Origin of the sequence: Sandarakinorhabdus sp. (assembly GCF_051860625.1) — a bacterium.
Lineage (GTDB): Bacteria > Pseudomonadota > Alphaproteobacteria > Sphingomonadales > Sphingomonadaceae > Sandarakinorhabdus.
Map to the genome: position 1 here is coordinate 120,561 of NZ_JBHYDQ010000007.1, position 12,902 is coordinate 133,462.

11 protein-coding genes are annotated in these 12,902 nt (G+C 65.5%); 4 read left to right on the top strand and 7 right to left on the bottom strand.

Annotated elements, in window-relative coordinates:
• The first annotated feature begins 399 nt into the window (after positions 1-399).
• On the top strand, positions 400-2,403 hold the full coding sequence (parE, locus tag ACTIEZ_RS08485; RefSeq protein ID WP_439546232.1) for a DNA topoisomerase IV subunit B: 2,004 nt from the start codon (positions 400-402) through the stop codon (positions 2,401-2,403).
• A gap of 157 nt (positions 2,404-2,560) precedes the next feature.
• Here parE and ACTIEZ_RS08490 read toward each other — a convergent pair whose 3' ends face one another.
• Positions 2,561-2,935 carry an acyltransferase gene (locus ACTIEZ_RS08490; RefSeq protein WP_439546233.1) on the bottom strand — a complete coding sequence of 125 codons (375 nt, stop codon included), beginning with the start codon at positions 2,933-2,935 and terminating at the stop codon, positions 2,561-2,563.
• A gap of 81 nt (positions 2,936-3,016) precedes the next feature.
• Here ACTIEZ_RS08490 and ACTIEZ_RS08495 point away from each other — a divergent pair, with 81 nt between their 5' ends.
• Both ACTIEZ_RS08495 and ACTIEZ_RS08500 read left to right on the top strand, forming a co-directional pair.
• Complete coding sequence (locus ACTIEZ_RS08495) at positions 3,017-3,481, top strand: acyltransferase (protein WP_439546234.1); 465 nt, start codon at positions 3,017-3,019, stop codon at positions 3,479-3,481.
• 43 nt (positions 3,482-3,524) lie between these two features.
• Positions 3,525-4,133 (top strand): SGNH/GDSL hydrolase family protein, encoded by a 609-nt coding sequence (locus ACTIEZ_RS08500; RefSeq protein ID WP_439546235.1) that lies wholly within the window; start codon positions 3,525-3,527, stop codon positions 4,131-4,133.
• On the opposite strand, the gene ACTIEZ_RS08505 is transcribed toward ACTIEZ_RS08500, so the two are convergent.
• Positions 4,106-5,995, bottom strand: coding sequence for an ABC-F family ATP-binding cassette domain-containing protein (locus ACTIEZ_RS08505; RefSeq protein WP_439546236.1), 1,890 nt, complete (start codon positions 5,993-5,995; stop codon positions 4,106-4,108). The genes ACTIEZ_RS08500 and ACTIEZ_RS08505 overlap by 28 nt on opposite strands.
• 46 nt (positions 5,996-6,041) lie before the next feature.
• Between ACTIEZ_RS08505 and ACTIEZ_RS08510 the strand changes: the two genes are divergently transcribed.
• Positions 6,042-6,506 (top strand): hypothetical protein, encoded by a 465-nt coding sequence (locus ACTIEZ_RS08510; protein WP_439546237.1) that lies wholly within the window; start codon positions 6,042-6,044, stop codon positions 6,504-6,506.
• Between the two features lie 71 nt (positions 6,507-6,577).
• Here the strand turns inward: ACTIEZ_RS08510 and ACTIEZ_RS08515 are convergent, their stop codons facing one another.
• From ACTIEZ_RS08515 to ACTIEZ_RS08535, 5 genes are all read right to left on the bottom strand, one after another.
• Positions 6,578-7,174, bottom strand: a complete 597-nt coding sequence (locus ACTIEZ_RS08515; RefSeq protein WP_439546238.1) for a PEPxxWA-CTERM sorting domain-containing protein — start codon at positions 7,172-7,174, stop codon at positions 6,578-6,580.
• A gap of 145 nt (positions 7,175-7,319) precedes the next feature.
• The gene (locus ACTIEZ_RS08520) at positions 7,320-8,135 is read right to left on the bottom strand and encodes a LysR substrate-binding domain-containing protein (protein ID WP_439546239.1); all 816 of its coding nucleotides are present in this window, start codon (positions 8,133-8,135) and stop codon (positions 7,320-7,322) included.
• 6 nt (positions 8,136-8,141) lie between these two features.
• A complete protein-coding gene (gene apaG / locus ACTIEZ_RS08525; RefSeq protein ID WP_439546240.1) occupies positions 8,142-8,552 on the bottom strand; it encodes a Co2+/Mg2+ efflux protein ApaG in 411 nt (136 codons plus the stop codon).
• A gap of 5 nt (positions 8,553-8,557) precedes the next feature.
• Positions 8,558-9,763, bottom strand: coding sequence for an O-succinylhomoserine sulfhydrylase (metZ, locus tag ACTIEZ_RS08530; RefSeq protein ID WP_439546241.1), 1,206 nt, complete (start codon positions 9,761-9,763; stop codon positions 8,558-8,560).
• Positions 9,764-9,823: 60 nt separating this feature from the next.
• A complete protein-coding gene (locus tag ACTIEZ_RS08535; protein ID WP_439546296.1) occupies positions 9,824-12,901 on the bottom strand; it encodes an efflux RND transporter permease subunit in 3,078 nt (1,025 codons plus the stop codon).
• Position 12,902: the final 1 nt, after the last annotated feature.

A 12,902-nucleotide genomic window follows, 5' to 3' on the forward strand; every position in this document is an offset into this window, starting at 1 on the left:
CCACGCTCTTCCTCTTTCCTTCTTCCTTACTTCCTACCAACCCAAACGGACTCGGCGGCTCCGCCGCCGGCCGTGTCCGTGCCACAAGCGCAAACCCCCTCCAAACTGGCCGCATCTTGTGCACTGCAACACGCGCGTAACAATCCCTAACTCCAGCCCGACATAACGCCTGCATAATCTCAACCCCCTGAAAACCATAAAAAAAGGGGGCCGGAACCTGAGTTCCGGCCCCAGTAAATCCTTGGGGAGGATCGCCATATCGGCAAGACCCTTTTGCACTGCACAACGGTAAAATTCAATGCGTGAAATTGCGTAGGCCAAAAACAAAAGGTCGCGCGCGCCCAACCTGCGCTTTCCCGCCCGGCTGGCGGCGGCGGCGGCGGCTGCTATACCCTGCCCATGTCTGATCTGTTCGCTGCCACCCAAAGTTCCGCCGATTATGATGCCAGCCATATCGAAGTGCTGGAGGGCCTGGAGCCGGTGCGGCGCCGGCCCGGCATGTATATCGGCGGCACCGATGAGCGCGCGCTGCATCACCTCGCTGCCGAAGTGCTGGACAACGCCATGGACGAGGCGGTCGCTGGTCACGCCAGCCGCATCGAGGTGAGCCTGGAGGTCGACGGCAGCCTGACCATCACCGACAATGGCCGCGGCATCCCGGTGGATCCGCACCCGCGTTTCCCTGACAAATCGGCGCTGGAAGTGATCCTGACCATGCTGCATTCGGGCGGCAAGTTCAGCGGCAAGGCCTATGCCACCAGCGGCGGCCTGCACGGCGTGGGCATCAGCGTGGTCAACGCGCTGTCGGACGACACCACCATCGAAGTGGCGCGCGACCGGCTATTGTACCGGCAGCGCTTTTCGCGCGGGTTGCCGCTGGGGCCGGTGGAAAAATTGGGCGCCGTCGCCAACCGGCGCGGCACATCGGTGCGATTCCATCCGGATGCGCAGATTTTCGGCGCGGACGCGGCGTTCCGCGCCAGCCGGCTGTACAAATTGGCGCGATCAAAGGCCTATCTGTTCGGCGGCGTCGAAATCCGCTGGAAATGTGCACCCGAACGCCGCGACGGGGATGTGCCGGAAACCGCGGTGTTCACCTTCCCCGGCGGCCTGGCCGATCATTTGCGCGAACGGCTGGAGGATCGCCCGCTGGTGGTGCCCGATCTGTTTGCCGGCCGCGCCGATCTGGCGGTGGCGCCCGATGGCAAACCGATGGGCGCAGTGGAATGGGCCTGCGCATGGCCGCAGTGGGGCGAAGGATCGGCGAGTTTTTATTGCAACACCATCCCGACACCCGATGGCGGCACCCATGAAGCCGGGCTGCGGCTGGCGCTGACGCGCGGTTTGCGCAACTTCGCCACGCTGTCAGGCAACAAGAAGGCCGGTGAACTGGCCGGTGAGGATGTGTTTTCCGGCGCAGAGCTGATGCTGTCGCTGTTCATCCGCGATCCGCAGTTCCAGAGCCAGACCAAGGACCGGCTGACCAGCCCCGAAGCCACCAAGCTGGTGGAAAATGCCATCAAGGATCATTTCGATCACTGGCTGACCGGCAGCGGCGAAGGCGGTGGGCCTTTGGGCAAGGCGCTGCTGGCGTTCGTGCTGGAGCGCATGGAAGACCGGCTGCGCCGCCGGCAGGAAGCGCTGGTCAAGCGCAAGACCGCGACCAGCAAATCATCGCTGCGCCTGCCCGGCAAGCTGACCGACTGTGCGCGCGGCGATGCACCGGGCACCGAATTGTTCATCGTGGAAGGCGATTCGGCCGGTGGCAGTGCCAAGCAGGCGCGCAACCGCAACACCCAGGCGATCCTGCCGATCCGCGGCAAGATATTGAACGTGGCATCCGCCAACACCGCCAAGATCGGCGCCAATTCCGAAATCGGCGATCTGATCCAGGCGCTGGGCTGCGGCACCCGCGAACGTTATGCGCCGGAAAGCCTGCGCTATGAACGCATCATCATCATGACCGATGCCGACGTGGACGGCGCGCATATCGCGACACTGTTGATGACGTTTTTCTTCCGCGAAATGCCCGGCATGGTGCGCGATGGCCGGCTTTATCTGGCGCAACCGCCGCTCTATCGCCTGTCGGCAGGTGGCACCGTGGCCTATGCACGCGATGATGCGCACCGCGCCGAATTGATGGCCACGACCTTTTCCAGCCGCAGCAAGGTCGAGGTCAGCCGGTTCAAGGGCCTGGGCGAAATGAACCCGCAGCAGTTGAAGGAAACCACGATGGACCCGGCCAGCCGCTGCCTGATCCGCGTGCGCCTGCCCGAAAATGCCGAAGGCCGCGCCGATGTGGCCGATCTGGTCGAACGCTTGATGGGCCGCAACCCGGAGCATCGCTTCAACTTCATCCAGAGCCACGCCACCTCGATCGATGCCGAAGCGCTGGATGCCTGACGCCAGCCTGCCATCCATAACGGATACATCTTTGGCGACCTGAGCCATGCCGCCTGCCGAATCGGTGGCATGGCACCTGTTAACCACACCCTGTTGCGGCAATCATCCGGCCTTTGGAGGGACGATCAGGATGATGGCCGACCGCACAATCATGGCTTCAGGTTCGTTGCGTCGCGACCGCGGGGTTGCCGGTGGCGACATGATCATCCGGGACATCCCGGTTGACCAGCGCGCCGGGCTGGATCAGGCAATTCTTGCCGACGGTGACCCCGGGCAGGATGATCGCGCGCGGCCCGATCCGGGTTCCGGCGCCGACGAACGTATCCATGTAGATGCCGCGGGTCATGTCGTGGGTGAGAATCACCGCTTCCTCCCCGATCACGCAATCCGGGCCGATGTGGACGCCGCGCGGCCAGGTACGGTCGATCAGCGCGGTTTCAGCGATCCACGCGCTGGGATGGACATCCATGCCCCAGATGCGATCCCGCACCAGTCTCTGCCAGTGCTGCCGCAAGCTCAATCGACGCGCCATGACCCTGCCCTCGTGCGGGATGCCATTCCACGACCCCGCCAACTTTACAAGCGGCCAAGATGGTCGTTATTTGAGGGTGTCATGGCCATGGGTTCGCTCAACCAGTTGCGCAAGCTGCGCACAACGCTGATCGAGCTGCGCCGACGTTGGCTGCAGTGGCGCACCGGCGTGATCATCGATGAAACCGCCAGCGTTTCCCTGTCCAGCCGCCTGTTGCCGGGGCGCCCTGGCGGCGTGAACGTCGGGGCTGAAACATTGCTGGCGTTCAAGACCTTGATCGACGCCACGGATATGGCCACCGGCATTGTCCATCCAATTCATATCGGCCGGCGCTGTTTCATCGGCGGCGGCTCGATGATTATGCCGGGGGTGACGATTGGCGACGAATCGATCGTGGCGGCCGGCGCCGTGGTGTTCACGGATGTGCCGCCGCGGTCCATTGTGGCGGGCAATCCGGCGCGGGTGGTGCGATCGGATATCAAGGTTGGCAGCTTTGGCCGGCTGGAGGGCGCTGACGAAAACACGCGGCGCATGTATCAACTCTGACGCCCGCGCCTGGTGGGCGCTGCTGCTCGCGGGCGGGCTTGCCATGCCGGTTGACGCGCGGCCGGTGACGCCGGTCTGGCAAGGCAATGGCGATTGCCGGCTGTTGATCGTGGGCGATTCGCTGGCCGCGCGCTGGTCAGCGCCGGCACCGCCGGGCTGGCGCCAGGCAGTGGCTGGTGAAGCCGGCGCACGGGCCAGTGAATTGGCGGCGCCGATTGGCGCGTTGATCGCCAGCACCCGGCCACACGCCATCCTGTTGTTCGCGGGCAGCAACGATGCCCGCGCCGCCGCGCTGTGGCCATGGGGCGATGCGGCCGGGCAAGCAGCGACCGCGATTGCGGGCATCGCCCGCGCCGGGCAGGCCAGTGGCGCGCGCATGGTGGTGGCCGATCTGCTGGCGCCGGGCCCCCAACCGTGGTGGCGCTCGCTGTTGATCGGGGCACGCCAGGGCCAGGCCATGGCGGCGATCACTGCCCGGCTGACCCTGCCGGCCAGCACACGGCGCCTGCCGGTCGCGCACCTGCTCGCCGGCCGCGATGGGATCGACCCGGCGATGCGCAGCGACCATCTGCATTATTCAGCCGCCGGCTATGCCCGCCTCGCCGCCGGGCTGGTGCCGCTGCTTCAGGATGCCTGCGACTTGGACGGCTGAGCCGCTTCCAGCGCATTGCTGGCGGTCAGCCACTCGGCTTCTGCGGCGGCCAGACTGGCCTCGATCGTGCCGCGTTGCTTCAGCAGCGCCGCCGTGTTGGCACCGGGCAGCGCCAGCCGCTTGTCCAGGCCATCACGCTCTGCGGTGAGCCGGGCGATGCGCTGTTCGGCGGCGTTCAGCGTCTTGCGCAGCGCCTGGGTGGCTTCGCGCTGCGCGGCGGCGCGGCGGCGGGCTTCCTTGGGGTCTTCGCGCGGGGCTTGCGGCGTTTTGGGCGCATCGGCCTTCTTTGGCGGGCCGCCCACGATCAGCGCTTCATAATCATCGATGCTGCCATCGAAATTGCGGGCGTGGCCGCTATCGACCAGTACCAGCCGGTCGGCGCTGGCCTCGATCATGTGGCGATCGTGGCTGACCACCACCACGGCGCCTTCGTAACCGTTCAGCGCCTGCACCAGCGCCTCGCGCGTATCGACATCGAGGTGGTTGGTCGGCTCATCCAGGATCAGCAGATGCGGCGCGTCGCGAGTAATCAGCGCCAGCGCCAGCCGCGCCCGTTCGCCGCCGCTCATGTGGCCGACCTTCTGTTCGGCCATGCCGCCAGTGAAGCCGAAGCGGCCCAGTTGCGCGCGCACCGCCGATGGGCTGGCACCGCGCATCAGCCGGGTCATATGCTCCAGCGGGGTATCCTCGCGGTCGAGCTCTTCCACCTGATATTGCGTGAAATAGCCGACGCGCAGCTTGCCGGGCGCGTGTTTCGATCCCGCCATCGCCGGCAATTGCCCGCACAGCAGCCGCGCCAGCGTCGTCTTGCCGTTGCCGTTGCGCCCGAGCAGCGCCAGCCGGTCATCGGGATCGAGTGTGAGATCGAGGCCGGTCAGGATCGCCGTGCCATCATAGCCGACCGCGGCATCATCTAGTTGCACCAGTGGCGGTTTCAGCGGCGGCGGCGAGGGAAAATCGAACTTCAGGCTGGGATCGACGGCGGTTTCGGCAATCGGCTGCATCTTGGCCAGCGCCTTCTGCCGGCTCTGCGCCTGCTTGGCGGTGGAGGCGCGTGCCGAATTTCGGGCGATATAATCCTGCAGCTTGGCGCGCTGTGCGGCCTGGGCTTCGCGGGCGGCAGCCAGTTGCGCCAGCCGTTCGGCGCGCTGGCGTTCGAAGCTGTCGTAATTGCCGGCGTACAGCGTCGCCTTGCCCTGTTCGAGGTGCAGGATATTGTCGACGACATTGTTGAGCAGATCGCGCTCGTGGCTGATCAGCAATATGGTGCCGCGATAGGATTTCAGGAAATTTTCCAGCCACATCGCCGCTTCGAGATCGAGGTGGTTCGACGGCTCATCGAGCAGCAGAAGATCGGGCTGGCTGAACAATAGCGCGGCCAGCGCGACGCGCATCTTCCAGCCGCCGGAAAAACTGTCGAGCGGGCGCTGCTGCGCGGCGGCATCGAAACCAAGGCCATCCAGGATGCGCCCGGCGCGGGCCGGCGCGGTATAGGCGTCGATCGCCACCAGCCGTTCATGAACTTCGGCCAGGCGCAGCGGATCGGCGCCACTGGCGGCCAGCGCATCCTCTTCCAGCATCAGCGCAGCACGTTCGGTATCGGCGGCCAGCACCGTATCGAACGGCGTACCCTGCCCGGCCGGGGCTTCCTGGGCGATATAGCCCATCCGTGTGGCGCGCGGCATGTCGATGCTGCCGGCGTCCAGCTCCTGCTGGCCGGCAATCGCCTTCATCAGCGTGGATTTGCCGGCGCCGTTGCGGCCGATCAAGCCGATGCAGGCACGCGGCGGCAGCGTGGCGGAAATGCCATCAAGGATGGTGCGCCCGCCAAGGCGAACGGTGACGGCAGAGATCGACAGCATGGGCAGCGCCCTAGCAGGCGGCAAGCGCGCCGGCTAGGCTGGCTGGATGATTCACCGCCGCATGCTGTTCGCCCTGCCCGCGCTGCTGGCAATGCCGGTGCGCGCCCAGCAGGTCGACGGCCTAGCGCTGGTGCTGGCCGCCTGCTGGCTAGCGCGCGGCGTAGCGTTTTCGCCAGAATCAATCGCGGCGCGCATTGGTGCGCGCACCGGCAAGGCGGCGCTGCTCGCCGTGGCTGGCGCGGCGGCGAGTGACGACGGCGAAGAGTGGGAAACCGCCGTCGAGATCGTGTGGGAAGCCGGCCAACCGCCCTCCCCTGCTGCCTATCTGCTGCAGCGCGATCTGGCGAAGGGCCTGCCGCTGCTGCTGCTCCACCGCAATGGCCAGCCGATGCTGCTGCACCGGCTGGCCGGCGACATGGCGCAGGTGAGCGATCCGATGACGGGCGCGGCGCGCGCGCTGGCGTTGGGTGATGTGATGTTGATCGGCCGACCGGTGATCGCCGGCGCCTGAACCGATCACCGGCAGATTGAGAAATTGCGGCGGCCGGCCCGGCGCGCTGCGCCAGCGGCCGCCACAATGGATCAGGCGGCGACGGTCACCTGGCGGCGGCGGCGACGGCTGAAGACGCCGACAAGGCCAAAGCCAGCGATCAACATCGCCCAGCTCGACGGTTCGGGCACACCGCCCGCGACATCAATCTGCGGATCAACTGACGGCGACTGCAGCAGGTTGCCAGTCATGAAACTGAGGTGCGACAGACCCTGCTGCACGCCGGTGTTCCAGGTGCCCGACGAAGCAGGCGCGGCCAGTTTGAACAGGGTGAAGCCATTGCCAGCCTTGGTGGCAATGAAATCCACCAGGATGCCCGGCGTCGACCACGTGCCGGACCGGTCGTTCAGGCCGGTAACGCTGACATTGCCGGGCAGGCCTGCATCCGTATCGAACAGATAGTTGAGCTGGATATCGGGCTGCGCGCTCAACATGCTGTCGTTGTAGAGATTATAGGCGCCCTGCGTCGCATCCACGGTTTTCGCGGTAATATTGCCGGTGAAACGGCAACCAGCGGCGTCGCTGACCGAGTTGCACGCCCCGTCGATCACGCTGATGCGTGAAGTCGCCTGCGCCGGCAAGGCCAGGAGGGCGGTGACCAGTGCTGCTGCCGACAGGATGCTCTTCATGTCTTGCTTCCCCATGCCCGACACGCGGAATTGCGCCTTCGGTTATGAAAATTTCCTTACCAATAAATTAACCTCTAAAAAAGGTAAAATAGCACGCTGTTAATGTTTCCATCCAAAATGTAATTAAGAAAAATTAATAATCTGCTCAGGCCAGCGGTTCGGCAAGAAACGCCACCAGCGCCCGCACCTTGGTCTGGCGCCATTGCGGCGTCGGTGCGGTCAGCCACCAGGCGCCGTCCGCCGGCTCGCCGTCATCCAGCGCCACCACCCGGCCCGCCGCCAGATCGGCTGCGGCCAGCAGCGCCGGCACCCGCGCCCGCCCCAACCCGGCTGCGGCCGCATCGATGGCCAGGCCGGCATCGGCCACGGTGAAGGCGCTGGCCACGCAGACGGTTTCGGGATCGAGGGGATGGGCAATGCAGGGTGCATCCGGCCCGGCACCCGGCGCTGCCACGGTGATGCGCCGCTCGGTGCCCAGTGTGCGGCCATGAATGCCTTCGGCTTGCGGCTCGGCACCGAAATGGATCGCGAGATCGAGATTGGCCTGGGTGAAATCCACTTCGCCGGCATCATGCGCGATGATCGAAAAGCGCAGACCCGGATGGAGCTGGCCATACTCGGCGAGCCGCGGCGCCAGCCATTTCGCCACCAGCGCCCGCGGCGCCGCCAGGCTGAGCACGCGGCTGGATTGCCCGGCCTGCATCAGCCGCACCGTTTCCTCAAACGCCAGAAAGCCCTGCTGCAGCGCCGGCAACGCCTGTTCGGCTTCGGCGGTCAGTTCAAGATTGCGCGTCAGCCGGCGGAACAGCACCACGCCCAGCGTTTCCTCCAGCGCGCGAATCTGCTGGCCGACGGCAGCCGGCGTGACGGCCAGTTCATCGGCGGCACGGGTGAAAGACAGGTGGCGCGCCGCCGCTTCGAAGACGCGCAGGGCATTCAACGGCAGATGGGTACGCTTCATGCCTGATCAGTGCACCGCCGGCCGCGGGCCTGGCAACTCCAGCGCAAATTGCGGGATGACGACCATGAAGCGCGTCCCGTCTTCGGCCATCATCACATAACGGCCATGCATCCGCCCGGATGACGTGCCGAGCGGGCAACCCGACACATAATCATAGGCACCGCCCGGCGCGATCAGCGGTTGCACCCCCACCACGCCGTCGCCAGCGACTTCTTCGGTGCGGCCCATGCCATCGATGATCGTCCAGCGCCGCGCCATCAGCCGCACGGGACTCGTCCCGGCATTTTCCACGCGCACATGATAGGACCAGACAAAATAGCCGCGGTCGGGATCGGATTGTTCGGGCAGATAATGCGGTGCCACCCGCACCGTGATGCCGGCGGTGGTTTCAGCATAAGGGAAAAACTGGCCGATCATCGCGATCACAACCCGGCCGCGCCCAGCGCCTGGGCTAGGTCGTCGATCAGATCATCGGGGTCTTCCAGGCCGACCGACAGGCGCAACATGCCTTCGGTGATGCCCATTTCCGCCCGCACGGCGGCCGACACGCTGTAATGGGTGGTGCTGGCCGGATGCGTCATCAGGGTGCGCGAATCACCGAGGTTGTTGGAAATATCAATCAGTTGCAGCGCATCGAGCAGGGCATGCGCCTGTTCGCGACCATCCAGATGCATGGCAATGATGGTGCCGCCTGCCGACATCTGGCGCTGCGCCAGCGCATGCTGCGGATGGCTGGCAAGGCCCGGATAGACGAGATTGGGGACGCGTGTCGCAAGGAAGGTCGCGACCTTGAGCGCATTGTCACACTGGCGGCGCACGCGCAGATCAAGCGTTTCCAGGCTTTTCAGCACCACCCAGGCGTTGAAGGGCGACAGGTTCGGCCCGGTGTGGCGCGCGAACGCCAGATAGGTGTCGTTCATCCACTGCGCGCTGCCCGCCACCGCACCGGCCAGCACACGCCCCTGCCCATCCATCAGCTTGGTGGCGCTGTAGGCGACGATGTCGGCGCCCAGTTCCAGCGGCCGCTGCACGATCGGCGACGCAAAGGCATTATCCACCATCACCAGCGCGCCGGCATCATGGCCAACATCGGCAATCGCCCTGATGTCGCACAGATCAAGGCCGGGATTGGTCGGCGTCTCCAGGAAAAACGCCTTGGTATTCGGCCGGCGCGCCTTGGCCCAGGCGTCCACATCGCGGGCATCGACCGTGGTGGTTTCGATGCCGAAGCGCGGCAAGATCGTGTCCACCAGCACCCGGCACGATCCGAACAGCGCGCGGCCCGCCACCAGATGATCGCCTGCCGACAGCGTCGACAGCAGCATGCCGCTCATTGCGGCCATGCCGGTGGCGGTGGCGCGGGCGGCTTCGGCGCCTTCGATCAGGGCGATGCGTTGCTCCAGCATTTCCACGGTCGGGTTCTGCAGCCGGCTGTAGGTCATGCCGGGCCGTTCGCCCCGGAACCGCGCCGCGGCTTCCTCGGCACTGTCATAACAATAGCCCGAGGTCATGAAGATGGCTTCGGATGTCTCCCCCACCTCGGTGCGCATGGTGCCGCCACGCACCATTTGCGTGGCGAGGCGCCACGTGCGCACGATATCAGGGTCCTGGCCGGCGTGTCGTTTCATGGGCCATGGGATAATGAAGCCTGTGCTGCAGTGCAATCAAGCGCGGGATTTTTCTTGGCCTCACTCGGCAGGCAGCGCCCCAGTCGCTGGAGCCTGCGGCGCGGGTGGCCGCTTGGCATCGCCCTGCACGATCAGCAGATACATCACCGGCGTCACCACGCGGCTGAGCAGGGTGGACGACACCAGGCCGCCGATGATCACCCAGGCCAGCGGGCTGTACAGGCCGGACCCCGAAAGCGCGAGCGGCAGCAAGCCACCGATCGCGGTCACGCTGGTGAGGAAAACGGGGAGGAAACGCACTTCGCCGGCTTCCTCGATGGCCTGGCGCAGCGGGCGTCCGGCGTCGCGCAATTGCGTGGTGAAATCGACCAGCAGCAGGCTGTTCTTGATCTCGATCCCGATCAGCGCGACGAAGCCGATGACAGCGGTGTACGACAGCGAATTGCCGGTGAGGAACAGCGCCATCAGGCCGCCGAACAGGCCGAGCGGAATGACACCGGCCACCACCAGAGTTTCGCGAAACCGGCCGAATTCGATCACCAGCACCGCCAAAATCCCGAACACGGCCAGCGCGATGATCGGCCCCAGCCCGCCAAAGCTGCGCGCGGCGGTTTCGGCTTCACCGCCAATGTCATAGCGATAGCCGTCGGGCAATTTCACCTGCTGGATGGCGTCCACCACCGCGGTATTGACCTTGGCGGTCAGATAGCCGTCCGCCACCTGGGTATCGACATAGACCACCCGGCTCTGGCGCTCGCGATTGATGCGCGGCGGCGCGGAATCGAGATAGGGCGCCGCGATCTCGCGCAATGGCACCGGCCCGACACTGCCCGGGACATAGATATCATCGAGCACCCGTACACTGTGCCGCTCCGCCAGTGGCAGCCGCACCACGACATCATAGCTGTCGCCTTCCACATCGCGGAAGCGCCCGGCAGCTTCCCCGGCCAGCGCGAGCCGCAGCGCCCGGCGCGGCGCGCCCGGCTGCACGCCGAGCAAGGCCGCCTTGTCGCTATCCAGCCCCAGATTGAGGCGCGGCTGGTCCACCGCCACGGCGTTGCGCACATCACGCGTGCCGGGCACCTTGCGCATCACGGCTTCCACTTCGCCGGCCAGGCGTTTCAACACATCCAGCTCCGGCCCGACGATACGGATCTGGATCGGCGCATCGATCGGCGGACCGTTCTGGAAGATCTTCACGACATATTGCGCGTCGGGGCTGGCCTCCAGCTTGGCACGCAGCCGCTCGACCAGCGCCGGGCCACCGAATTCATCCCATTTATCAAGCACCACCAGCACTTCGCCGATGTTGCTGCGTTGATCGAAACTGCGTTGATTATAATAGATTTGCGGATTGCCGCGGCCGACATTGCCCATCACCGCGGTCACCGCCTCTTCACCCTGCAGCGCATTTTCCACATAACGCACCGCGCGATCGGTGGCCGGGATGGCGGTGCCTTCCGGCGCCGTCACCTGCACCAGGAAATAGGGCGTTTCGGCCGGCGGAAACAGGCTGGACCCGATGAACGGCACCAGGCCAAAGCCCGAGAAGATCAGCACGGTGGCCGCCAGCATCGCCTTCCAAGGGTGGGTGAGGCCCCAGTGCAGCACCGGCTGATAGAATCGGTGAATGCCGCGGTTTACCCATTGCAAAAATCGGTTACCCTCTGCGCTTTCCTCGCGCGGCAGGATGCGGCTGGCCAGAAACGGCACGATGGTCAGGGACACGATCAGCGACGCCGCCACCGTGCCCAGCACCGCCACCGGCAGGCTGCGCGTGAACTTGCCGGCGCCTTCGGGCAGCATCGTCAGCGGCAGGAAGGCGAACAGCAAAACGAAGGTGCAGCCGACCACCGCCACCGCAATCTGGGTGGTGCCATCGACGGCGGCCTGTTGCCGGGATTTGCCCATGCGCAAGTGGCGGGCAATATTCTCGGTCACCACGATACTGTCGTCCACCAACAACCCAAGCGCGATGATGAAGCCGGAAATTGCCAATTGATTCAGCGTGAAGCCGCTCCAGCTCAACACCGCCACACCCATGGCCAGCGACAGCGGCACCGAAACCATCACCACGACGCTGGCGCGCCAGCCGAGCGGCAGCAACGTGATCAGCACCAGGCCAACCGCAATCGCAAAATCCCGGCCAAGCTGATCGAGCTTCACCGCGATGTCGTTGCTCTGGTCAAAGCCGACCACCATCTGCACATCCGGCGGCAGCAGCGCGCGATAGGCCTCGGCAGCCTTCATGGCATTGTTGCGGATCTCCAGCACATTCAGCCCGTCCTTCTGGGTCATCGTCACCCACACCGCGCGCTTGCCGTTGTACCGGGCAAAATGCGGCTGCTCCTCATAGGCCCAGCCGACCGTGGCAATATCCTTCACCCGCACGATACGGCCGCCTTGCGCGCGCACCGGTTCATCGGCGAGTTCAGCCACCGATTTATAGGCGCCGCCGGCCTGCACATTCAGCCGCGCTTCGCCGGCCTGCACCGCGCCCGGCGGCAGATCCTGGCCACCGCCGCGCAGCGCATCGGTGACGGCAGTGACGGGAATGCCAAGTTGCGCCATGCGGCCGGTATCGAGCGCCACCCGCATTTCCGGCGTCGGCAACGCCCACACCCTGGTGCCGCGCACGCCCGGCACGCGGATCAGCCGCTCACGCAGATCCTTGGCCACCTTCTCCAGCCGGCGATAGCTGGCGGTATCCGATACCAAGGCGAATTGCAGCACGGCCGCTTCGGTGGTGCGGGTTTTCTGAAACTCCAGCCGAGTCAAAGCCGACGGCAGGTTCGACCGGATGGCGTTCACCTCGCGCACCACCTCGTCGTAATTCTTCTCCGGATCGCCATCCCAACTGAATTCGGCGGTGATCACGGCGGTGGAATCGGTCGATCGCGACTGTACCTTCACGATACCGTCCAGGCCCTGCACGATATCCTCGATCGGCTTGGCGATGGTCGATTCCATGTCGGCCGGCTCGGCGCCCGGCACGGTGGCAACGATGTTGACGAACGGCGACGGGAAATGCGGATCCACCGAACGCGGGATGGTGAAGAACGCCGACAGGCCCAACGCCGTCAGCGCCAGGAACACCACCAGCGTGATCTGCCACTTTTCGATGGCAAAGCGGATCATG

Bases quoted from the DNA above. Each gene is read 5' to 3' on its own strand.
- parE (WP_439546232.1), top strand. From the start codon at position 400: ATGTCTGATCTGTTCGCTGCCACCCAAAGTTCCGCCGATTATGATGCC.
- ACTIEZ_RS08490 (WP_439546233.1), bottom strand. From the start codon at position 2,935: ATGGCGCGTCGATTGAGCTTGCGGCAGCACTGGCAGAGACTGGTGCGG.
- ACTIEZ_RS08495 (WP_439546234.1), top strand. From the start codon at position 3,017: ATGGCCATGGGTTCGCTCAACCAGTTGCGCAAGCTGCGCACAACGCTG.
- ACTIEZ_RS08500 (WP_439546235.1), top strand. From the start codon at position 3,525: ATGCCGGTTGACGCGCGGCCGGTGACGCCGGTCTGGCAAGGCAATGGC.
- ACTIEZ_RS08505 (WP_439546236.1), bottom strand. From the start codon at position 5,995: ATGCTGTCGATCTCTGCCGTCACCGTTCGCCTTGGCGGGCGCACCATC.
- ACTIEZ_RS08510 (WP_439546237.1), top strand. From the start codon at position 6,042: ATGATTCACCGCCGCATGCTGTTCGCCCTGCCCGCGCTGCTGGCAATG.
- ACTIEZ_RS08515 (WP_439546238.1), bottom strand. From the start codon at position 7,174: ATGAAGAGCATCCTGTCGGCAGCAGCACTGGTCACCGCCCTCCTGGCC.
- ACTIEZ_RS08520 (WP_439546239.1), bottom strand. From the start codon at position 8,135: ATGAAGCGTACCCATCTGCCGTTGAATGCCCTGCGCGTCTTCGAAGCG.
- apaG (WP_439546240.1), bottom strand. From the start codon at position 8,552: ATGATCGGCCAGTTTTTCCCTTATGCTGAAACCACCGCCGGCATCACG.
- metZ (WP_439546241.1), bottom strand. From the start codon at position 9,763: ATGAAACGACACGCCGGCCAGGACCCTGATATCGTGCGCACGTGGCGC.
- ACTIEZ_RS08535 (WP_439546296.1), bottom strand. From the start codon at position 12,901: ATGATCCGCTTTGCCATCGAAAAGTGGCAGATCACGCTGGTGGTGTTC.